The sequence below is a fragment of the Scytonema sp. PCC 10023 genome, from assembly GCF_963920835.1.
GTDB lineage: Bacteria > Cyanobacteriota > Cyanobacteriia > Cyanobacteriales > Nostocaceae > Kalymmatonema.
This window is the reverse complement of record NZ_CAWUDP010000141.1, coordinates 1-20,306: the sequence shown is the minus strand read 5'-3', so window position 1 is coordinate 20,306 and position 20,306 is coordinate 1. Positions and strand designations below refer to the sequence as shown.

Annotated in this window: 23 protein-coding genes; 7 read left to right on the top strand and 16 right to left on the bottom strand. The window is 40.5% G+C overall.

The genetic code is table 11. From position 1 onward, the window contains the following. Nucleotides 1–858 precede the first annotated feature (858 nt). The 6 genes from ACM0OZ_RS43655 to ACM0OZ_RS43630 all read right to left on the bottom strand — a co-directional run bounded on the left by ACM0OZ_RS43655 (nt 859) and on the right by ACM0OZ_RS43630 (nt 6,485). Nucleotides 859–1,095, bottom strand: coding sequence for a hypothetical protein (locus ACM0OZ_RS43655; protein ID WP_414589133.1), 237 nt, complete (start codon nt 1,093–1,095; stop codon nt 859–861). A gap of 429 nt (nt 1,096–1,524) precedes the next feature. Further along, nucleotides 1,525–2,151 carry a hypothetical protein gene (locus ACM0OZ_RS43650; RefSeq protein ID WP_414589132.1) on the bottom strand — a complete coding sequence of 209 codons (627 nt, stop codon included), beginning with the start codon at nt 2,149–2,151 and terminating at the stop codon, nt 1,525–1,527. Then, a complete protein-coding gene (locus ACM0OZ_RS43645; protein WP_414589131.1) occupies nt 2,148–3,644 on the bottom strand; it encodes a terminase large subunit domain-containing protein in 1,497 nt (498 codons plus the stop codon). The genes ACM0OZ_RS43650 and ACM0OZ_RS43645 overlap by 4 nt, the downstream gene beginning before the upstream one ends. Continuing rightward, complete coding sequence (locus ACM0OZ_RS43640; RefSeq protein ID WP_414589130.1) at nt 3,610–3,999, bottom strand: hypothetical protein; 390 nt, start codon at nt 3,997–3,999, stop codon at nt 3,610–3,612. Before ACM0OZ_RS43640 ends, ACM0OZ_RS43645 begins: the two co-directional genes overlap by 35 nt. A 94-nt stretch (nt 4,000–4,093) precedes the next feature. Beyond that, a complete protein-coding gene (locus ACM0OZ_RS43635) occupies nt 4,094–5,731 on the bottom strand; it encodes a protelomerase family protein (protein WP_414589128.1) in 1,638 nt (545 codons plus the stop codon). A gap of 94 nt (nt 5,732–5,825) precedes the next feature. Then, entirely contained in the window at nt 5,826–6,485 is a 660-nt protein-coding gene (locus ACM0OZ_RS43630) for a tyrosine-type recombinase/integrase (RefSeq protein WP_414589127.1), read from the bottom strand. Between the two features lie 210 nt (nt 6,486–6,695). On the opposite strand from ACM0OZ_RS43630, the gene ACM0OZ_RS43625 reads away from it, so the two are divergent. Next, nucleotides 6,696–7,103, top strand: a complete 408-nt coding sequence (locus ACM0OZ_RS43625; RefSeq protein ID WP_414589126.1) for a hypothetical protein — start codon at nt 6,696–6,698, stop codon at nt 7,101–7,103. A gap of 109 nt (nt 7,104–7,212) precedes the next feature. Here the strand turns inward: ACM0OZ_RS43625 and ACM0OZ_RS43620 are convergent, their stop codons facing one another. The 8 genes from ACM0OZ_RS43620 to ACM0OZ_RS43585 all read right to left on the bottom strand — a co-directional run bounded on the left by ACM0OZ_RS43620 (nt 7,213) and on the right by ACM0OZ_RS43585 (nt 13,012). Next, nucleotides 7,213–7,710: a GIY-YIG nuclease family protein gene (locus tag ACM0OZ_RS43620; RefSeq protein ID WP_414589125.1), complete on the bottom strand. Its 498-nt coding sequence runs from the start codon at nt 7,708–7,710 to the stop codon at nt 7,213–7,215. Nucleotides 7,711–7,784: 74 nt separating this feature from the next. Further along, nucleotides 7,785–8,891 (bottom strand): hypothetical protein, encoded by a 1,107-nt coding sequence (locus ACM0OZ_RS43615; RefSeq protein WP_414589123.1) that lies wholly within the window; start codon nt 8,889–8,891, stop codon nt 7,785–7,787. A gap of 199 nt (nt 8,892–9,090) precedes the next feature. Next, nucleotides 9,091–11,271: a hypothetical protein gene (locus ACM0OZ_RS43610; RefSeq protein WP_414589122.1), complete on the bottom strand. Its 2,181-nt coding sequence runs from the start codon at nt 11,269–11,271 to the stop codon at nt 9,091–9,093. Nucleotides 11,272–11,331: 60 nt separating this feature from the next. Next, nucleotides 11,332–12,090, bottom strand: coding sequence for a hypothetical protein (locus tag ACM0OZ_RS43605; protein WP_414589121.1), 759 nt, complete (start codon nt 12,088–12,090; stop codon nt 11,332–11,334). Further along, nucleotides 12,068–12,319, bottom strand: coding sequence for a hypothetical protein (locus ACM0OZ_RS43600; protein ID WP_414589120.1), 252 nt, complete (start codon nt 12,317–12,319; stop codon nt 12,068–12,070). The genes ACM0OZ_RS43605 and ACM0OZ_RS43600 overlap by 23 nt, the downstream gene beginning before the upstream one ends. Before the next feature lie 2 nt (nt 12,320–12,321). Then, nucleotides 12,322–12,549, bottom strand: coding sequence for a hypothetical protein (locus tag ACM0OZ_RS43595; protein ID WP_414589119.1), 228 nt, complete (start codon nt 12,547–12,549; stop codon nt 12,322–12,324). Between the two features lie 8 nt (nt 12,550–12,557). Continuing rightward, complete coding sequence (locus tag ACM0OZ_RS43590; RefSeq protein ID WP_414589118.1) at nt 12,558–12,770, bottom strand: hypothetical protein; 213 nt, start codon at nt 12,768–12,770, stop codon at nt 12,558–12,560. Between the two features lie 2 nt (nt 12,771–12,772). Next, nucleotides 12,773–13,012 carry a hypothetical protein gene (locus ACM0OZ_RS43585; protein ID WP_414589117.1) on the bottom strand — a complete coding sequence of 80 codons (240 nt, stop codon included), beginning with the start codon at nt 13,010–13,012 and terminating at the stop codon, nt 12,773–12,775. 365 nt (nt 13,013–13,377) lie between these two features. Between ACM0OZ_RS43585 and ACM0OZ_RS43580 the strand changes: the two genes are divergently transcribed. The 3 genes from ACM0OZ_RS43580 to ACM0OZ_RS43570 all read left to right on the top strand — a co-directional run bounded on the left by ACM0OZ_RS43580 (nt 13,378) and on the right by ACM0OZ_RS43570 (nt 14,853). Continuing rightward, nucleotides 13,378–13,620: a hypothetical protein gene (locus ACM0OZ_RS43580; protein WP_414589116.1), complete on the top strand. Its 243-nt coding sequence runs from the start codon at nt 13,378–13,380 to the stop codon at nt 13,618–13,620. After that, the gene (locus ACM0OZ_RS43575) at nt 13,607–14,428 is read left to right on the top strand and encodes a hypothetical protein (RefSeq protein WP_414589115.1); all 822 of its coding nucleotides are present in this window, start codon (nt 13,607–13,609) and stop codon (nt 14,426–14,428) included. The genes ACM0OZ_RS43580 and ACM0OZ_RS43575 overlap by 14 nt, the downstream gene beginning before the upstream one ends. Before the next feature lie 131 nt (nt 14,429–14,559). Then, a complete protein-coding gene (locus tag ACM0OZ_RS43570) occupies nt 14,560–14,853 on the top strand; it encodes a hypothetical protein (protein ID WP_414589114.1) in 294 nt (97 codons plus the stop codon). A gap of 40 nt (nt 14,854–14,893) precedes the next feature. Here the strand turns inward: ACM0OZ_RS43570 and ACM0OZ_RS43565 are convergent, their stop codons facing one another. Beyond that, nucleotides 14,894–15,130, bottom strand: coding sequence for a plasmid mobilization protein (locus ACM0OZ_RS43565; RefSeq protein WP_414589113.1), 237 nt, complete (start codon nt 15,128–15,130; stop codon nt 14,894–14,896). 256 nt (nt 15,131–15,386) lie between these two features. Here ACM0OZ_RS43565 and ACM0OZ_RS43560 point away from each other — a divergent pair, with 256 nt between their 5' ends. The 3 genes from ACM0OZ_RS43560 to ACM0OZ_RS43550 all read left to right on the top strand — a co-directional run bounded on the left by ACM0OZ_RS43560 (nt 15,387) and on the right by ACM0OZ_RS43550 (nt 19,940). Then, nucleotides 15,387–16,028, top strand: coding sequence for a hypothetical protein (locus ACM0OZ_RS43560; protein ID WP_414589112.1), 642 nt, complete (start codon nt 15,387–15,389; stop codon nt 16,026–16,028). Nucleotides 16,029–16,096: 68 nt separating this feature from the next. Continuing rightward, nucleotides 16,097–19,531: a hypothetical protein gene (locus tag ACM0OZ_RS43555; RefSeq protein ID WP_414589111.1), complete on the top strand. Its 3,435-nt coding sequence runs from the start codon at nt 16,097–16,099 to the stop codon at nt 19,529–19,531. 286 nt (nt 19,532–19,817) lie between these two features. Continuing rightward, nucleotides 19,818–19,940: a hypothetical protein gene (locus tag ACM0OZ_RS43550; RefSeq protein ID WP_414589110.1), complete on the top strand. Its 123-nt coding sequence runs from the start codon at nt 19,818–19,820 to the stop codon at nt 19,938–19,940. 27 nt (nt 19,941–19,967) lie between these two features. Here ACM0OZ_RS43550 and ACM0OZ_RS43545 read toward each other — a convergent pair whose 3' ends face one another. Continuing rightward, nucleotides 19,968–20,162: a hypothetical protein gene (locus tag ACM0OZ_RS43545; RefSeq protein WP_414589109.1), complete on the bottom strand. Its 195-nt coding sequence runs from the start codon at nt 20,160–20,162 to the stop codon at nt 19,968–19,970. Between the last annotated feature and the right edge of the window lie 144 nt (nt 20,163–20,306).

The window sequence follows — 20,306 nt, the reverse complement described above, 5'->3', positions numbered from 1 at the left end:
TTAGAGGACAAAGTTATATCCTTGTCCACTATGTCTGCATTAGAGGACAAAGTTAACTCGTGACCGCCACACGGTGAAACAACGATATATCAATACTTTCAGCGTTTCGGCTAACTCTGTCCACATATCTGCAATGTCTACGACTGGACAAAGATATTATATATTCTCTATCTTTGTCCACATTTGCGTAGAACTTTGTACGCTATCATCAAAATTTCATGTCTGTACTTTGTCCGCTTACTTGTGGTTAGTGGACAGAGATGGTGATTGACTCGGCTACCGACCGCGACCGCCACGACCGTCACGACCCTCAGTGACTTCAGCGAGTGAATTAGTGAACACTATGTACTGAGACGCTGAAGTGATTGTATATTAGGACTTTCATTGTATGCGATCGCCAACAATAGGAACATCACCACACTTAGAAGTAGAACAGCTTTGTCCACAAGAAAGACTATCAAACACGGACAAAGATATAGACCATTGTCTATCTTTGTCCACTATGTAAACAAATTTAAGTGTACAAAGTAGCATTCCAACTTTGTACATTTTGAAAAAACATCGGACAAAGTTCGTGAACCATTTAACCTTGTCCTCTTACGGATGCGGACATAGATAACCCGCGCCACCGACCGGGCGACCGGGCGACCGGGCGACCGCCACCGACCCGACCCGCGCCACCAGCGACCGCCACGACCGCCACGCCACCGACCCCACGACCCCGCCAGCGACCCCGCGCCGCCGCCACGACCGCCGCCCGACCCGACCCCACGCCGCCGCTGCTAGCCGCCACCACCTACGACCGCCGCTGCTACTCGCTACCACCCACGACCGCCGCCCGACCCCACGCCGCCGCTGCTACTCGCCACCACCCACGACCGCCGCCCGACCCCACGCCGCCGCTGCTAGCCGCCACGACCCCGCCGCCGCCACGACCCCGCCGCCGCCACGACCCGCCACCGCCGATGTGTCACCATACCCGCTAATTTTGCCGTTTTTAGCCGCCCAATATCCATAAAGGTATGATTCATCGTTTTGGGTGTGAAAGCGCTTTAATGACGCTTGTAGAGCGCGATAGGGTATAGGCTGCATCATGCCACTTGGTCAGACCTACCATTCTCACTCGCATCATTAGCAGTCGAGTGCGTTTTTGTTTTTTTCTTTAACCCCTAGAGTAAGGGATTTTTGCGTCCAGTGTTCAAAAAAATCCTTCAACCATGCGGGTTACAGCGATTAAAAAATGCTGCAAAATCGGCTAATTCGGATTTTTTGCAGCATTTTGCAGCAAAAATTACTGAGAGTAAATATCAAAAAGCTATGCACTTATTGAGAAAACATCGATTTTACAAGGGTTTCCAGCTTCTGAGTAAAAATACTTTGTAACAAAGTCCTTAACCTTTAAGCATAAATACTTATCATAGAAACAAAATACCCCTCCACATGAGCCTACAAGACGCGAGAGGGGTCTTTGGGGTGATTCTATGGCATGGCTGTTTTAGGGCGGCTGTAGCGGTACTTGTAGACTTAGTAGGTTCTAAATTGAGCTATTGCAGCTGTCATGGCAGCATTAACCATTGCCATTTTTTCACTAGCTGTGTATCTATCGTGTCCGTTATTGAGATTTTTTTGATATTCACATTCACCAATCGAAAAACTTAATGTCGCTAACAATCCATTAATTTTCTGAGTTTCTTTGTAGTTCTCAATTTCTTTTTGAATAGAGTTTAAATCGATGTTTTGCTCTACCTCTGTACATCCACTATTGATTGCACTAGCTACAAATGCTAAAGCTTCAGCATCAGGTGCTACAGGTTTCACATCATAAAAAAAGATAGGACTTTTAGTTTCTCCTCTGATGTTTTTACAAGTTTCTAATATTTTTGATGTGGATGAATTGTTTGACACGAGAAAGATTTTGGCAGAACATGGTGATTTTTTCTCTTCAACTTGCTCATATATATAATTTGCTAACCTTGTCATACATTCGATTGTTTTAGTTTTTAGTTCTTCAAACAATGGAATGTGTGAATACCATAAATAAAAGATTAAATTACTTTCTTCGGGGTAATTAACCATATTCAAACAAACACCACATCCATCTGGCTGAAATGCTATTCCTAAGTAGCCGAACAATCTATAACTTTCACTCATTTTCCGTTCCAAACTTTTATCTTGCTAACATCTATAAACGGTTTCTTTTCTTTATTAAATGGTGAAACCGCTAAGGCAAAAGCAACTCCCATAACTGTATCGTCATGTTTTCCGGGTGCTGCTTCTAGTTTTTTACCATCCCGCCTAAAACTTAACATTTCATTTACTAATGGGCAAGTATTAGGATAAGTTAAGATTTGTTTCTCAAGTGCTAAAACCATAGCTGATATCATTAAAGCTTTACTATCTTGTGAAGTATATATTCCTTGAAATTCCAAATTTGGAAATTGTCTAATTAACTGCTCTTGATAAACTCTACCCACACCGCCAGTGACCTCTACTCCTGTAATTTTAGGTTTGAAAATTTTTAATAATTCTCCTATTTGGTATAGATGATATTCACTAGTTTGTTGACGTTTGCGGTAGAGATTTACTAACGAGTATTTACCCTCTTTGTATTTCAAAATAGGGCAAGTACAGTAATCACTACCTACGGTTGATGTGTCAAGTCCAGCATAATAAATAGCATCTTTGTCTACCGTATTTTCATATTGTCCTATTGCATTTAAACGGATTAATCCACTATCAAATACAGAAACAGTACTATCAATAAATCTTAAATCATATTCTCTAGCTACTACTTCCTCATCTGTTCCGTCTTGTTTTAATCGGTATTCTAAGTAATTTGGAATCTGACTATAAATTGGGTGTGCTTTCCAATGTAGAATTAGTTTACAACTTCCAGCTTTGTCAATAAACCAATACACACCCGGTAATTTTCTATAAATATTTCCTTTTGCTACATCATCAGCTAATTTTTCTATGTCAATATCATCATTATTTTCATTTAATTTATCCCAATAAAAACCGGATTTACTACTAGGAGTACTAACTATAAACTTTTGGATATTATTACCTGATAAAGCACTTGATGGGTTACTAGCTGCATATATTTGTTGAATATTTTCTACGAATGCTGCTTCATCAAATAGCATTCCTGTACAGGAATCGAGACTTCTAGACCCTTCTTTACCACTATTCTTAAAGTATAAATCACCTCCACCTTTAATTTTGAGGTAGCCTACAGAGTCGTTATCAGCTTGAGCATATTCACTAATACTTGAAAGCATCTGCCTAGCGCGTCTTGAGATGGCTGAAGCATCCTCAGCATTACGCATAAAAAGAATACTTGAAGCAGCTTTATTAGTACACGCATCGTATAAAAACTTAGCTACTATAGCCTGAGTAATTCCCATCTGGCGACTTTTTAGAATCACCATACTTGGGTATTTACTAGCTAATTCAATCATTATTTTTTGATACTCGTATAACTCAAATTTTTTCATTTCACCACCACTTCTAATAGTGGTTAGTGCTACAAAATCCTCCCAATTATTAGGTAATTTTAAATTAGTCTTTTGCAAGGACAGTTCTTGGTTACGTTTTTTAAGTTTTGCTTCAAGCTTCCGTATCTTGCTCAGTGATATCGCCATTTAAACTAGCCTCTATACGCTCTAATCTGTCTTCTAGTAGATGTTCCTTAGCTTTTGCTGCATTCGTAAGCAGTACACTGATTGCAGATACTTTGGTGCGACTTGGTGTGTCGGGATCAAGAATTATTTTTCTAAGTTCCTTTGCAGATTCTTGGCAACCAAGTACTAGTTCCGAAATAGCAGCATCATATGTGGCTACCACAGCTTTTCTTAATAGTTCTTGAAAGTTTTCTAACCGTCTCCACTTGTCAAGCGTCCTAGTTGTGATATCACAAGCTTGTGCTACTTCGTGTCGGTCGTAATTAGCCGCAAGCATACATAAAGCTTTCATTTGGTTTGGAGTGAGGTCTTTCACTGTAAAATTTTTCTTTAAAATTCTCAATTATTCTCTTTAAGTATAAAACCGACTCACAGATTACTTGGTTAGCCATGAGTCGGTCGGTGCAAGTTTAAGCTAGTTTAACCACTTCCGAAATATTGCCTCTACCTCTGTTGTGTTGGTAGGTGAAGCCTTTTTCTAAGTTGTAGTCGGTAATTTGTAGCCGTCCTTCATCTGATTTGAGGTATTTTTCTACAACAGCAGTGCGACAATTGGTTAAGTCTTTGAGAGTACTGGTATTAATCATCCACATATCTTTAGGACTGTATTGACGCTCGTTATAAGCCTTAATAGCGGCTACAGCACGTCTAATTTTCTCTTCACCTGTATTTGGAGCATGAGAACCAAATAACTCTGTGTTGGTCATTTCTGAGGGGTCTTTTTTAGATTGCTTGGTTTTACTTTCTTCTGTAGAGGTTTGGGATGATACTTCAATAGGAATCTCTACAATTTTCTCAACAGGCTTTTCAATCACGGTTACAACTTCCTTAACTAACTTACCTTCCTCAAATTGCTTACCAATTTTGGCTAACCTAATTAATTCTTCCATACGGCTAACTTGGTCAGCATAAAGTAGAAATTCTTGGTCATCAATGATATTTTTAGCCGATTCAGTCATTCGGATTCTTGGCTGTACAATCGTTGCTTCCATTGGTTTGTCCATATCTTCTTTAAGTCTTTCAACCCATGCACCACGGGTTAGCGGTTTTCCTTGGTGGTCAGTGATTTGGTAATCTTCATAGGATGTAGCTGTGGCATCACTCGTGTGTCCTAAGCGCTCTTTGATGAAAAGATTGGTTGACATCTGCCAAGGACAGAACAGGTATATGGCGATAGCTGCATAAGACGCGCGTAAGTTTTTAGCTGACAGTTCGGCTTCGCCATGTGGGGGATTGATGAGAGGTGCGAAGTGTTGTTTAACTGCTGCATTCATCTTATTGTTCTTACCTGAGTCCACCTCAGCTAAGGTCAACTTCCGTAGTTCCTTAATTTCTGGCATTCTACGGAGCCTAGCAAGAGCATCAATGACCTTAGCCGATTCAACAAGAGTGTATGTAGGGTAAGCGTCTCTCTCTTCACCACGGGCTTTTGCTTGTCCGGTAAACATCACCTCAAATTGACCAACTTGTTTAAACTCAGCAGTTTTGTAGATTTCAGAAGGTCGCCGTCCTGTTGCCGCGATTAGTCCTGCTACTAGTTCTCTGTGGTCTGTAGAGGTCAGTAACTCATCAATCTTGGCTTGATACTCGTCTACACAATTGATGCTTTCAAGGTTGCGTCTTTGGTCGTCCTTGCGCTCTTGTTTCGCTTCATTGTTGGCTTGGTTATGCTCACGCGGGTAATTCATGTAGAGCAAGGCTAAATGTTGAGTGATCACACCCTCTTTAGTTTGCTGTGGGTATGAATTCATATCTGTCAATTCTTGTGATTCGCTCCATGCCTTGATAGCTTTGCGAATACCACTCATATAGCTTGTGGAAGATTGTTTCCAGCTATGCTCATTCAGACTGGATCTATCTTCCTTGGCTCGTTCTACTGCTTTTTCTTGACACAGTTGACTGAATTCTTCTAGCTTGATTTTGCAGTATTGTTCAATAGTGGTTTTGGCTTCTAGGTTGTCGAGTCCTTTGAGGAATTCAATTGCCCATGTCTTTACCCACGCGGTGCGAATATTCTTTTCTACGAATTTGTTGTAAGCTGTACTCATAAACTTTGTTCACTTAACTTTGTCCACATCTCTATACTAACTACAACTTTGTACGGTGTCAAGATAGTGGACAAAGTTACTCCAGGTATTTTGACTAATCGCTCGAAATCGTTTCTGTATCACTGTTAGAGGTTACGTCAAGAAAGTACGATTTCCTGACGTGGCTATCTCCCGCATACCCCAACATCGACAATGCTGACACCGCACCCTTCACCTGTTCCGGTCGAACTTCTAGGTATTTCTGCAATTCTTCTAGGTTCCTATGTCCCGAAACTTCCTGAATGATTCGTAACGGTATGCCTGCATTACTCATTTCGGTCAAAGCAGTACGTCTAAAGCTATGAGTACTAACACCTTCTAAATCAACTTTTTCACAAGCCTCGCGCAGTATTCGACTAGCAGACTCTGGGTTGATATGCCCCTTACCGTGGCGACCTGGAAACAAAAAACCATCGCTGCTAGTGGGTTGATACTTAACTAAGAGACTTCGCAATTCTTCAATAACTGGTACTGCTCTCGCTGCTAGTTTGCCTTTGGTGTTGTGTCTACGAAAAATAATTTCATTACGAACATATTTTTTCTTGTTGTAAACATCGAGCGTGTTAAGGGTGCAAGCTTCATTGATGCGACACGCTGTATACAGACAAACACCAAACAAAGCCCGGTCACGGTCGGACTGAAAACCCTCGCTGAAAAGTAGCTGAATCTCATCCTGTGTCAACACTTTGGCTTTTCCATGTCGATTGATTTTCATCCCTAGACCAAAAACCACTGTGATCCACAGCTTACAACTGATACGACACCTGTTGTTATTCCATGATTAAGGATTGTAAATATTCTCTGGTGATTGCGTAAAACAAAGCGCTTTTCTCCGAGAAACATATGAAGGCTTTAATCAGAAGGTTGTTCCGATTAAAGCTGGACTTAGTTCATTACACGTTAAAGGTAACAAAGGAGAAATTACATGGCGAACATTGATGGAACACCCCGTGCCGATACACTTATTGGAACTTCCTCTGCTGACAGGATTAGAGGATTTGGTGGTAGTGACAATATATTTGGTGGTCGCGGGAATGATAGGCTGACTGGAGGTTCTGGAGCAGATGATTTTTACTTCACCTATGGTGACGGTACTGACACTATAACAGACTTTAACCGCTCTCAAGGCGACAGAATTATATTTTACACGACTACTGGTAGTACAACTGCTTCGATTGACCAGTTCGACTACGATATTAGCAGTGGTTCCCTGTCCTATCAAGGTAACCAAATTGCCATTTTTGAGAACAGACCTACTGATTTTTCAACAAGCAGTCTTAACTTCACAACCAGCCAAGGCTTAACAACCACTTTTGGCTCTGACATCTTTTAAGAGTGTGTTGTTGTCAAATTTAGGTAATTAAGGTCGTAGTCGATGATTGCTTTTATAAATTTGAAAAATAGCACTGGATAAAGAACTATCTGCCAGTGCTTTTTGCTAACTATTTCGTCTCAATCGTCTGTTCTAACTGCGGTGTAGTGCTTTCTCGTATGCCATAACCGACCAACAAGCCCACACCTAACAGTGCCACTAACCCGCCAGCAATCGCCCGTTTAGGGATATCAGCATAGCTCCATACCTTCACTTCATACTGAGACATCAGCCAATGTAGGTAAGCCATCTGCCACGGTAACAAGTCAAAGAACTCACGAGACTTTTTGAGTTTGACGTTCGAGTTTTTAAAAACTTGGTGTAACCGTTGCTCGACTTCTGCCATGTTTTCTACATAAATAGTGCGTAGGATTCGCAAATTACACGGTGGCTGATTGCTGTGGAAGGTTTCGAGTCTGGCTTCTGGATTACGGCTCAACCCAATCTTTACCCGTTTGAGGACGCATCCCGGAACCCATCCGTGGTAGCCTTCAGCCAATATGAGATAAATGAATCCAGGTTCATTATCGTTACGTTCTTGCCAGTAGTTTTGATTGTAGTGTGGCATAATTGCAGAGATTCCTTTATATATGGATTCAAAGAGACACTGGGAGCCGACAAACTTTCCAGTGTCTTTGTCTTTTAGTTTTCTTTTTCAATTTCTAGCCACTTCAAACCTGCTAGGTTCACATCTTGCGGATTCTGCAAAATAGTGATGTTCGCATTATCAATCTCATTTTTGAGGTATCCCAAAATCCAATCAGCAACCACGCCGATAGCGAATCCCCCGCCAGTACAGTATAGATACTCACCTTTAGCTAAGCGTTGGGAGACAGCGTCAAACAGTTTCTGAATGGCGTAGTTGTTAGCCACCCATTCAGACATCGCTCCATCAACCTCTGAGGCTATATCCTTGACTTTACCATTGCTACGTAGTGGTACACGCCATTGCCCAACCTCATCTAGTGCCGATAACTCTAAAGCTTGCTGGATATCAAAGTTTTCAGCCTGAATCGCGCCTCTGTCTGTACGGGTGAGGCTTTTGAAGATGCGATTGATGATAGTGTTCATTCCACCTCCCGACACAGGAGTTCTGGCAACTGTGGATAACTCTTCACCGTCCCACTCATAGCTACTGTAGGTGCAAGTTCCACCGCCCAAATCAAGCAAATTAAACCGCTCGTGTTTGTAAAGATTCACCACCTCTAAAGCAGCGCCCTCACCCTCATCTACGAACTCGCAATTCTTGACCATCACTTTGAACTCGATATCTTCCCAAACAAACTCTGATATCTGTTTGAGCATCTTATCCAACTCTTTGCGCTGTGGTGTAGACAGGGTAATGATTTTAAGCCAGAGGGTAATCTGTACTGGTTGGGTCTTACGTCGCCTAGCTTCCACAGCGCTCTTTAGCTGTTTGCGGTAATGGGTAAGAGCGCCTAGAATCCACACATCTAAGTGAGTCAGCTTGTTATCCTGACTGGACACGATGAGAGTGCCATTTACTCGGTCGATGGCATTGCCCACAACATAGTTTTTCTTGCGGTATCCAAAACACCCATCGTTCCTTAGTGGTGTTTCACCTTGAATTTGCTTGGCTTCTGCTGGAAAAGACTTGTATACACCATTGAGCCTACACTTTACCCTTTTAGCACCTGCATCAATATCAAGCTTGAAATCAATTGCCTTGTTGTTGTAAACTTTTTTAGCCTTGACGGATACCTGTTGAATTTCTTTATCTTGAGTCATTAGTTTCTTTTCCTGTACGGAAGCGTTTTGATACTTTGACGGACTACTGACGGGGTATTATCGCCACTACATCGTATTTTGAGAATGTGAGTCTTCTATTGACAACGAAATGTTAGAATAAAATTCTCGTTTGGCTAACAGTAATTAGTTAATTACTAGAGTGTTTATTAATTACTAATTACCGTTTAATTAGTGATATTTACTTCCAAACGGCTTTAGACTCTACAAAGCGTTTCTTACAGTTCAAACACTTGTATCTTCCGTCACCTAGCATTGTGAGCTTAGCTTCCCCACAGTGACAGCAATGAGGTTTTTGGTCAGATTGACTGGTACCCCCTATAGGGAGAAATGGTGACTGCTGACCGTTTTGGTCAATCCTTGTGGGAAGCGGGTTTCCGTCATCATCGGTCAAATTCTGGTCAGAACGGTCAGACAAAATGGTTCGTTTTTGGCTCGTTGCTAACCTACGTGTTTCTTCTATTGTTTTTGTATTAAATTTAGCTAAATCTAGATTAGGTAAGAAGTACAGTTTAGGCGACCTGGAATCAACTACTAAAGCTATCCTGAGTAACCTTGCATCGTCAGTTATTAAAGCATTTTTAGCCTCTATAAAGTCCTCTAAATCGTTCAAATTAGCGGCTAAACGCGATAAATTGGACTGACTGTTACGACTCTTCCCGTATGCTTCCAGGTACTTACGGATTTTTGGAATCCCTATGATTATCTCAGTAAAGAGCGCTCGGTCATCGTTGGTAAACCCTGGAAGCTGTTTTGTCATGACGGATTGTCCAGAAACTATCCAACCGACTCCCGTGTGGTGTGCCTGTTTCAGAACTTTCTTGAGATTAGCAGCAGCCGACATTGGGTCACTGCACGAATCAAGCGTGTTGTCGAGTTCATCCCACACCCAAAGTTGAAAGAAGTTAGCTGCATACTTGGTATTGTGTTTGCGGTATTCCCAATCGCTGATAGCATCATCGAACGACTTAACAGCGGCTGTGGTATCCCCATATTTCAAGAATGGTTTTAGCGGATATTGTAGGTCTTTTTGTGAGGTGTTTCCGTCTGGATACGACACATCAACCAAGGTATGGGGGATTTTTGCACCTTTCCCTGTGTTGCCCATCGTCCCACCCTCTTTAAGGATTGCACTTACCATCACAGCAGTAGTAGGAGTCTTACCCGTTCCAGGGTCAGCTATAAGTCGGTAGCGAATAGGTTGAGAAGTGATGTAATCAAGAAATTCCTCTGGACTTCCCGCCATTAGCTTAGCGTCTGACTCTTTCAAAGCAGGTTCGCGACGCAAGCTGACTACCACACAATCAGCTACATCCAACTTGCGAACACTGGTTATTTTGTGAATTCTAAGTCTATCAACTAGTTCCTTTGAATAAGTCTCTATCCGTTTAACGATGCTCATTGGGTCGTCCGATTTTTTGTAACCGTATCCAATGTCAAGTACACCGTCAGACCGCAGGGAAAAACCTTGAACCGCTAGCACCAAACCAAAATCCTCAAATAATTCCTTGGCTATTCTGTTTGCCAGTTCACCTTCTTTACTGAATTCTGCATTGATATAAACGGGTTGGGTCATTCCTTCAGTTAAGGTCTGTTCAAGAATTCGTGCCCGTAATTCTAAGGCTGATTTTACATCCTCTAATTGCTTATAAGCGTCATTATGTGTTGCTATCACTTTTTGTAGATGCTCATGATAGCTACCGTTGGTACTTAGCAATTGTTCGCGCTGGCTTTGGTGGCGGTCGTACACTTGTTTGAGGAATACGTCCATTTCTTCTATCATCTTGAAAGCTTCTTCAGTAAGCTCAAATTCCTTGGCTATTTCTTCTGCTACTAATTGCCGTTTACGTTGTTCAAATTCCTTGTTTAGGTTACTGTCAAAATTTTCAGCAAATGCGCTTAACTCTTCCTCTTTTTGTTCTGAGAGTAATCGCATTGACTCTAACTGCTCACTGAGTTCAGCGATTAAATTACCAGCTTTCACAAGTTCACCTTCATAAATCAATTCTGATTCATATGAATCCTTCAATTCTGCTGTAATTATTTCCAAGCTATTTTGTAATTTGAGTAGATTTTCACGTTTAGCTTTCAAAACTAATTCTAGTGTTTTCTTTTCATCTTGTAGAGTCTTGTGTTGTTTGTCTATCTTTTTCACAGAACTCTGTAAGCGCTCTATAGTCTGTTTTTTATTGTTCAATACGGTGTCATAACAAAAGGCTGACAACCCTCCTGTAAATAGTCCACCACCCAAGCCATAGCCTAATTTTTCAATCAAAGTTAGATTGGAACTAGAGACTAACAAACCACCTAAAAACCCAACACCTAAACTTGAGATGCTTGCAATCAATGTGTGTTTCTTCATAAAATACCTATTGAATAATGTTGAATCGGGTATTAGTTATCTTCCTAATACCCTTACTTGTTACTTAGCAGATTGCACAGATTTTTCGTTCAAACCTTTGATAAACTCTTGCGCTTCAGCCTCTACACTCCTAGCTTTCTCAAAAGCCTTATGAGCATTGGATTTTTGTTCGCTTAAGAGCGCTTCCTGTTGGGCGATAGAGTACACCATACCAGTTTGTTTAACTGCTGTTTTGTGGGATTGTACGATGTAGTCCACACCCTTTTCAGATGTAATCTTTTGCTGTTTCTGAAGCTCCAAGAACTGTTGATAAACTCGTTCCATTTCCACAGCACTAGATAATCCAGCAGCATAAGCTTTGGCAGATTCAGCAAGTGCTTTGTATTGAGACCCGATGTACTTATTTGCCCAACCTATCAATTCCTGATAGCGAATACCCCCTTCATATTTAGCCTTAGCGCGGTCGTAAGTCGCGACATCGACTGTTTTATCGATATCAGGATTAGTGACATCTGCAATCGGCTTGATGACGGGTACATGAACATTTCCGGCTATCGAATCAGGTGTGACTTGCGGTAAGCCTGGGAGCGTCACTGAAACCGACCTGGAACTTGAGTCGAAAGCTACAGCACCATTAATAGATGTTCTCACTTCTGGCACAGCATTGAAATCTGTAATTTTAGGCAGTTCAAGACTGTTTGACCCAGTTGTAGAATGATTGTTGGCAGTGCTAGAAGCTTGTGTGCTTGAAGATGTAGATGTAGAAGCCGCTTTTTTACGTGCGTCTACAGCTTTTTTAGCTCTTTCTTTTGAGTCCATATTCGTTGCTCCTAGTGAGTTTGTGCGCTTCAAATTTGATTTTCAGTCCGTTAATTTTTGATTGCAATCTCTCGTAATGCGCAATGAGATGCTCATCAATATCGAGTAAATCTGCAATCTCTTGGATGGTTTCTTGTCTTATGCGTTCATCATTCATTGGGGTATAATTATCATGCTTAGAGCAAAGTGATGCGACCGCTAGGCTGTGGTAAACTTCGCGGTCGCTCACTTTTAAAGGTTTTGGAAACTCTCGAATCTCGCGAAATGCATGACGGTAGCTTGCTTCCGGTTAGCTTTGCGCTCTTGGTCTTGATGCCAGTCGAGGTAGTCAGAAATCAGGCTACAACCATCTGATATAGTCAGGTCGTGAGAATCGTTGAAGTCCTTGCAATTACGCAATTTATCAAGAATTTCCCAAGCGCTCTCAAGGATGTCGAGTTGCAGGTGAGTAAGTGGCATATTTCTCCTTATTTACTAATCTCAGGTTCATCGGTTGGGGATTGTTGCCAATCGGCTTCTGTACCATCTATTTCATCCTGTGCCTTCTCCAAAAGTGCATCCCATTGGTCACCACTCCAAGTATTTGAATTTTCGGGGTAGTCATCTGGAATCTCAATCTCTACAGATTCTTCTGCAACGAAGTAGTAAGTAATGGTTTTAGATTTTTTCTTGCGTGGCATGGTTACAGAGACTCCTTTTTTAAGTGATATGTGTGTTGCAATGTCAGGTGGGCTTGCTGTATCAAAGCAGCGCTTTGTGAGTACTGTTTTTCATCGAGAAAAGTGCCCAGCCCTTCCAAAAAATCAGGTAGGGTAATCCCACATTGTTGAAGATGTAGAATCACCGATTTGGCAATCAGATGATTTTGCTGAAAGCGAAGCTCATAAAGGAGTTCGTGTAAAGTAGAGTGTTCGAGAAACATCGACTTTTCTCCAAGTTGGCTGTTAAGAGGGACATTAACCCTCATGACAACCGTTTAAGGGTCATCTGCAAGCATGGCAGTCGAGATACTTGCGCCGCTACACCATATGTAGTCCTGTGGGGAGTTATCATTTGCACTCTCAACTTTGCGGTTGCTGTATGGCGCGGTTGTTCGGCGCTCACATTTATCAATATAGAATCAAAAGTTTTCAAATGCAATACATTTGATATGACTGTTTCTTATTGATGAGTGTCATTCACATAAAACAATCGTATATAAATGTTATACGTTTGAAATCTTTTGAGTGATATGGTGGATATCAAACGTTATCAAAGCACCAACAAAGATAAGATACTGAAGTAAATATGCTTGCACTTCTGATGTCTCGAAAACGTAAACCAGTTGCTTACCGTATAGACTCGGTGATTTTAGAACTTTTGGCAAAACTAGCTCGGGAGCAAAATACTAGTGTCAACAGATTTCTTGAAAGTCATTTTTTAAAAATAGGAATTGAACGCGGGTTGATTTCACCAGATACAGAATTGTTGGGTGAAACTAGAGGTGGTGACCGTCGGAGTAAAAATGAAGGGGAAGATGATGAAAACTAAAAAAGCGCGTGAAAAACAAATATATTTTCCAGATTTTACAGTAGGTACAATATATCAAAATTTGTATGATGAAGATATTCCTAGAAAAGAATTATTGAATCATGCTAAAACGTATGATTTAGTACGTCAGTGGATAAAAACAAAAGGTAATTTTCATCTTTTAATAAAAGGTATGAATCATCGTTATTTGATAGAAGATGAAGATATACTTAACAAGTTAAAAAATGAAGAAATACTTACTACTGAAGAATATGATGAATGTCACACTTATATGGACTGGCTTGATAATATAGTGCAAATAATCAATTATGGATGGAAATATCTAAAACCTTTTTTTAGAGAAGTCAAGGTTGAATTAAAAACAGTAAAAGAAACGATTGTTGAGATTTTAAGAGAAATGTATGATTTTAGAGTTATAAAATTTTTTAAAAACTTTAAAATAAATGTACAAAAATTTGAATCAGACGATATAAATGCCTGTAAAAAATATATCGCATTAAAAATAACGGGTAATAACGAAATTAAATGTCCGGTAACAGAGACGCCTTCATATCTGTTAGAAGTTTGTATGAATGTAGTCGATAGATATGCAACGGAAGAACAAGATAGTAAATGTTTAGAATTAATAAAAGTACATTTTCAACTAACACAAAGATTGCTAGACAGAATACAACTTTGTCTCAGAAAAAATAGAAAAGATACATTGAAAAGATATAAAAGTAAAACTTGGCAAGAACAGATTGAATACTCTGGATGTGTAGGTGGTACTAAGAAACATATAGCACTGAGTAATAACCGTACATCTTAATCCTGCTTTTTGAAAAACGAGTACTGACGAGAAAAACATATGTACTATAAAGAAACCGCCTACAGATAGCGGTTCTAGTACTTCATGAATTTGTTTACAATATCTTTGCGCAAGAAAGCGCTAGCTTTGCCATGACTAATTTTAGCTTGTTTGATGATTTCTGCTCTAAGTGTGGTAATCTATCTTTTGATACTACGGTAGAACCTGAACGAAGTGTGCATTATGCTCGTATAAATTGCGCTCGTTGCGGTGCTTTCTATAAGTGGCAATCCAAACCAAAATCCGATCCTGTAGTAATCACCAAGCTTCTACAATCCCCCAACCTCGATGATTGGGAACGCAAATTTTTAAAAATCATAGCTTACAGCACTCCTACTAGAGGAGAATCAATTGTACTCAATCACTTAGCCAAAAAAGTAACTTAAGCATAAAAATACCCGCGTGTAATAGCGCGGGTTGGACTTATTAAGCAACCTTATCACTGGAAGAATATACTTTATGTTCCAGTTTATTAAGTCGGTCAATAAGTGCCTGAAATTCCTCACGGGTAGGCAATTCTTCAGCTTTTCCCATAAATGCACGAATAGCCCTTAATACAAATTCACTGTAAGGAATTCCCTTAGCACTAGCAGCTTCCCGAATTTCCTCTAATTCAGTAGGCGTGACCCTTACAGTCATGTTCACGTCTTTGCGCTCTTTCATCTCAATTAACCTTCAAAAAACCTATCTAAACAACCTATAACACATATGCACTGACATTGCCATGCAAATGTACCACTTTTATAAACTGTCCATATGCACTGACATTGCACTGCAAACGCTGTACATTGATAAATGTGAGGGGAAAACAAGAGGATGTGGCGCACCTCTACAGAATATCAGCCATTGTTCCCCAAACAAAAAATGACCGTCGTCAGACAGTCATCTGAAACAAACTGTAATTATCAAAGGATATCTCATGCCATCAGCTAAAAAGCAATCTAATACTTCCAAAGTCCGAAATAGCAAAGCACAATACAAAACTGGCAAAAATGAAATCTCTGAATCACAGTTAGTAGTCAGCTTCAACCCTTTACTCTCTCCTAAAGATGGTAAAGCTCGACTAACTTTTTGTGGTATCGAACACTCAACAATCACAGTCAAGAGTATCGAAAAACCCGTAATGAAGATTACTTTCAGTTGTCTGGACGAAACTCATGAAGCTCCTCAGAATTTAGCTATTACTTGTGATTATCGATTATCTGAAAAGAACAAACTAGGTCAGATTTTAGCAATCATGGGATATGAAATCAAAAAATCTAATGAGGTAGTTGATGAAGATGACGAATATGGGGTGAAGAGTACAGTTGTTAACCCGCGTGAGATTTTTGATTTTTTCCGATCTAAATGTGGTTTGGTTTACAAAGCTAATTTACTGGTAGCTACTCGTAAGAACAAAACAACAGGTGAGCGAGTACCCGCTCCCGGACTCTGGGATATTGACTATAAGACCCTTGTACCATTCCTAAAAAATGGTGAACATCTGCGAGATATGCTTGCTTCTGATGTCACTGATGAAGAATTTGAAAATCCTAGAATCGATATGGCAGATGATGAATAATCCATAAAAAGACACCTCCCTGTTTCTCAATGGGGAGGTGTTAAATGTCGTTTTTAGTGAGTTAAAAAATGTCTTCATATATCAATAATATCATAGATGATGATGAATTTGGTGGTGCTACTAATAGTGTTGCCAAAATTTTTCGTAAGCGTGAAACTCCAACACCGCCAATAGTTGATAATGAAGATGATGAATTTGGCGGGGCTAGGAATTCAATCGAAAAAATTTATCGTAGACGCGAAACTCCGACCACGCCCGTAGTCGATGATGAGGCTGATGAAGATAATGAAGAGTCAATCATCGAATGTAAGTACAAAATATTTAGTTCGTCTATCCCTAATAATCAGTGGTACATTAATCGCGAAACACTGACTGATAGTGTCAAAATTATCGGCTCATCAATAACAATTCCTCTAGTAATCGACACCGAATTCACCGACCAAAACCGCAAAAAATACAAGCAACAAAAGCGCCTAGGATTAACTACCCAAATTAAAGGTGTAGATGTAGACGTACCAAAAGAAATTTATACTCATACTCCATTGGTAAACACCGGACGGCGGATGATGGGATTAAAACCTTACCCAATGATTAGCACTGATTTCCATCCCATTGATTACCTCCGTGATTGTGGTCTAAAAATCGATTTAAGCCAAGGATATGATGATGAGCTTAGAACACTACCTAAATGCTTTGTCATCCTTTATGGACACTTTCTGACTGCTGAATTGAATGTGATTTGTAGTGGTACAGTTAAGGAGCGTATCAAGCAACTACAACGCTCAACTGGCGATGAGCAGATTACTTCCGGGCGTCGGGCATTCTGTCAAACCACCATTGACGGTATGAAACTAGATTGGGTGAGCCTCAAGCACATCATCACAATTAATGGTTTCGATTATGAATTGTGCTTAAAGCTGGTAGACACAGGCGCAATTCATGGAGTAGCCTCATATCAAGCTTTTTGTGATGCAGTAGGATGGAAGCTAACTGCTAAGGATAACTTCACCAAAGATGAAAAAGCCAAAATGCTTGATATGGCTATCGAGCGCCCGGTTGAATTTGAAGAGTACTCATTAGGTGATTTGGACGTGTACGAAGCATTAAATTGTTACTATGACCAGTGGCAAGTTGTATACGAAAAACTCGGTTTAAGTGAGTATTATCAACCTCCTAAATTAACAATTGGTGGAACAGTTAAAGATTTATTTGAATCGGCACTAGCGGCTAAACTAGGGCTAGATGCAACCGATGATGAAAATGTTAGTATTTGGCGCGATACCTTAACAGAAATAGTTGACCAATATATCAAGCCTGCTAGCGCTTCACACCTCCGTCAATTCTCAACAATGACACGGGCATTACTTGCTAAGGTTGAAGGTGGACGTTGCCGAAATAATCGCCCAACTGACGTGTTTATGCGTCGTAAAATCAAAGGTAAATATGATGTCTCACTAATTTGTGATATTGATATTTCCGGATGTTATGGTGAGGGTCAACGCAACCAAAGTTATTTTATAGGTGTTCCTTATATTTTTGATTATGAGGCTACCGCTAAGAATAATGATTATGTGTCTTTGCGTAAATGGTTGAGTGATTTAGGGGTTGATATCGAAAAATTGATATCAGCAGTTAACGATAACGACCGTGAACAATGGACTAATCAAGACAATTGGGGTGAACTCATATCAGGTGCGTGGTATGCTCGCATTAGCACCAAACAAACCTTAAAATATTGCCAAGATTACTTTGCTAGTTGGTTCACCACAACTAAAGATAATCTTGATATCTTAGCTAAGACAATCCGGAAGATGAAAGCAGATAGCGAGTTACAGGATACCGACTGGGTCGATTTTGATGAGGAAACAGGTACACTAAAAATCTTTAATAATGAGATTTGGAATGCAGTTTTAACCCATGATGGATTGCAATGGATTTTAGCCATAGCATCACCACGTCAACGTAATGAACTACTTGATAATGTTCAAATTTTAGCAGGCGCAATTTATCCAAAATCACAAAGAATTAATGAGTCAGACACACCCAAAGCGCTAGAAATACTAAAAGAAAAAGACACTAATTGGGAAGGTCGAAACACTACTGAAATAGTTAGAGATGAATTAGGAAATCTTGGAATCGACCGCAAAATGAGACAGTGCCATAGTTGGTTCGATATTAACTTAGGCGACCTTATCATCAACAATTTACTAATTGAACGCAAAAAAGCACAGATTGAGCATGGTAAAAAGTCGCCTCTAGATGTGTTATTTAAACTATGTGTGAACACCCTCTATGGTGACATGGTTAGCAAGTACTTTGTTACATCTAATCCGGTAGTAGGTAACAACATCACCGCAAGAGCAAGAGCGCTAGCTTGGTATATGGAGAAAGGTCTATACGGATGGCAAACGGTCACAGATGGGTGTGCTTTTGAGTTAAATGGTGTGATGTATCTTGGACGTGACAATATTAATGGAGAAACGGTTAATCAACACCGAAAAGACAGCCATCTAAAACGCTGGAAATTAAAACGACTACCTCTTAAAGAAACTGAATATTTAATGAAAAATGGTGAAATTTTTATCAATCAAAATGAAGAATTAAAAACAATTGGTAAAGGTAGTGACAACGCACACATTAACACCAAAGCAATGGAACATCTACAAGAACACTTTAAATTAGTAGATGTGTTGCATTCAGAAACAGATGCTATCAAAGTAAACAAAAATTTAGAAACTGAATTCAAACCACGTAAAGGACAATTCAGTTTTGAAACTAAGGATGTTTACTATGCTGGTGCTTTTCACGGTAGTGCCAATTATTTATTAGCTAATGATAGCGGTGTCTATATTAAAGCTAGAGGTTACGAAACCACTAAATTACATGAAAGTATAGGTGTTTCAGTTTCAGAAGAGGATGAAATCTCTTTATTTGATAGTGAGCGATACGGAAAAGAGAATAATCCGGCTAAGGATTTTATGACTCAGTTATTGAACAATCCTGACTCGATTAAACGTCAAGTACCCGCTATCAAATCAGGAATTCTCAAGATTAAAGACTATAAAAATCTAAGTTCAAAATATGACCAAATAGGAATTGAACCGGGTGATAGTATCTTACGTACTGTTTTGATGCAAGAATTTTCATTAGCTCAATTTACCTTCCAAACCTATGAACAATACATGATGTGGTTTGGTATGGTTAGCAAGCTTAAAGAACAAGATAAACAATCACTAGAGGGATATTTCTTAAACGACGATGGAACGCTGAAATTTGTAGAGATGGCTGAAAAAATTGACGAAATGATAGCTAACGGTGTAACTGCACCATTTGATGAGCTAGACCCTCACCGCAACAAACAAAGGTCAGAAAAACGTTCTGAAAAACCAACAAATAGTAAAGGTGCTAGTAAAAAACGAAAAAAAGTTTCTTTATCCCACCCAAGTCTAGGCGCGTATGAAACGCTGAAAGAGGTGCTGAACGAGTCAGGAATACCCGACTAACCCCTCACCCACCCAATCCATCCTGTTGACCCCTCCCGAGCCTTGCTGGCGATTTTAGGAGGGGTTTTGATTTGAGGGTCGCTCATTCGCAAGTAGAGGATAGCTTGTTGCGAGAGAGTCTCAATAATTTTCCTGCCAAATCCTGCCGAAAAAACAAAGTTGAGGGATTTTGGCAGGATTTAAAATCGCTAAAACCCTTAAGGTTAAAGGATTTTTTATAATACCGGACGCAAAAATCGCTTACTCTGGGGGTTAAGGGAAAATGCAAAACCGCGCGTGACTGCTAATGATGCGAGTGAGAATGAGAGGTCGCGGTGGCGGCGTGGCGGTCGGTGGCGGTGCAAAATTAGCGGGTATGGTGAGTCAGGTTTGGTCGGTGGCGGCGTGGCGGTCGGTGGCGGGGTGCTAGGGCGTTCTGGCGGTCGGTGGCGGGGTGCTAGGGCGTTCTGGCGGTCGGTGGCGGGGTGCTAGGGCGTTCTGGCGGCGTGGCGGTCGTGGCGGCTGCGGTGGCGGCGGTGGCGTGGTGCAATGGTGGCGGCGGAAGTACTTCTACGTGTGGAGATGTTCGCTTTGCTTGCGATCGCACCTTATGAAACATCGATACTGTAATAATTTCATCGTCTCTGTACATAATGTTCACCATTTACTTTGTCCGGTAAAAAGTGGACAAGGTTGCTGGTAACCCCCGCCTTATCTTTGTCCTCTAGTGCAGACATAGTGAAGTGGACAAGGTTGCTGGTAACCCCCGCCTTATCTTTGTCCTCTAGTGCAGACA

Excerpts from the sequence above, each read along its gene's own strand:
- ACM0OZ_RS43655 (WP_414589133.1), bottom strand. The coding sequence starts at position 1,095 with ATGATGCAGCCTATACCCTATCGCGCTCTACAAGCGTCATTAAAGCGC.
- ACM0OZ_RS43650 (WP_414589132.1), bottom strand. The coding sequence starts at position 2,151 with ATGAGTGAAAGTTATAGATTGTTCGGCTACTTAGGAATAGCATTTCAG.
- ACM0OZ_RS43645 (WP_414589131.1), bottom strand. The coding sequence starts at position 3,644 with ATGGCGATATCACTGAGCAAGATACGGAAGCTTGAAGCAAAACTTAAA.
- ACM0OZ_RS43635 (WP_414589128.1), bottom strand. The coding sequence starts at position 5,731 with ATGAGTACAGCTTACAACAAATTCGTAGAAAAGAATATTCGCACCGCG.
- ACM0OZ_RS43630 (WP_414589127.1), bottom strand. The coding sequence starts at position 6,485 with ATGAAAATCAATCGACATGGAAAAGCCAAAGTGTTGACACAGGATGAG.
- ACM0OZ_RS43625 (WP_414589126.1), top strand. The coding sequence starts at position 6,696 with ATGGCGAACATTGATGGAACACCCCGTGCCGATACACTTATTGGAACT.
- ACM0OZ_RS43620 (WP_414589125.1), bottom strand. The coding sequence starts at position 7,710 with ATGCCACACTACAATCAAAACTACTGGCAAGAACGTAACGATAATGAA.
- ACM0OZ_RS43615 (WP_414589123.1), bottom strand. The coding sequence starts at position 8,891 with ATGACTCAAGATAAAGAAATTCAACAGGTATCCGTCAAGGCTAAAAAA.
- ACM0OZ_RS43610 (WP_414589122.1), bottom strand. The coding sequence starts at position 11,271 with ATGAAGAAACACACATTGATTGCAAGCATCTCAAGTTTAGGTGTTGGG.
- ACM0OZ_RS43605 (WP_414589121.1), bottom strand. The coding sequence starts at position 12,090 with ATGGACTCAAAAGAAAGAGCTAAAAAAGCTGTAGACGCACGTAAAAAA.
- ACM0OZ_RS43595 (WP_414589119.1), bottom strand. The coding sequence starts at position 12,549 with ATGCCACTTACTCACCTGCAACTCGACATCCTTGAGAGCGCTTGGGAA.
- ACM0OZ_RS43590 (WP_414589118.1), bottom strand. The coding sequence starts at position 12,770 with ATGCCACGCAAGAAAAAATCTAAAACCATTACTTACTACTTCGTTGCA.
- ACM0OZ_RS43585 (WP_414589117.1), bottom strand. The coding sequence starts at position 13,012 with ATGTTTCTCGAACACTCTACTTTACACGAACTCCTTTATGAGCTTCGC.
- ACM0OZ_RS43580 (WP_414589116.1), top strand. The coding sequence starts at position 13,378 with ATGCTTGCACTTCTGATGTCTCGAAAACGTAAACCAGTTGCTTACCGT.
- ACM0OZ_RS43575 (WP_414589115.1), top strand. The coding sequence starts at position 13,607 with ATGATGAAAACTAAAAAAGCGCGTGAAAAACAAATATATTTTCCAGAT.
- ACM0OZ_RS43570 (WP_414589114.1), top strand. The coding sequence starts at position 14,560 with ATGACTAATTTTAGCTTGTTTGATGATTTCTGCTCTAAGTGTGGTAAT.
- ACM0OZ_RS43565 (WP_414589113.1), bottom strand. The coding sequence starts at position 15,130 with ATGAAAGAGCGCAAAGACGTGAACATGACTGTAAGGGTCACGCCTACT.
- ACM0OZ_RS43560 (WP_414589112.1), top strand. The coding sequence starts at position 15,387 with ATGCCATCAGCTAAAAAGCAATCTAATACTTCCAAAGTCCGAAATAGC.
- ACM0OZ_RS43555 (WP_414589111.1), top strand. The coding sequence starts at position 16,097 with ATGTCTTCATATATCAATAATATCATAGATGATGATGAATTTGGTGGT.
- ACM0OZ_RS43550 (WP_414589110.1), top strand. The coding sequence starts at position 19,818 with ATGATGCGAGTGAGAATGAGAGGTCGCGGTGGCGGCGTGGCGGTCGGT.
- ACM0OZ_RS43545 (WP_414589109.1), bottom strand. The coding sequence starts at position 20,162 with ATGTACAGAGACGATGAAATTATTACAGTATCGATGTTTCATAAGGTG.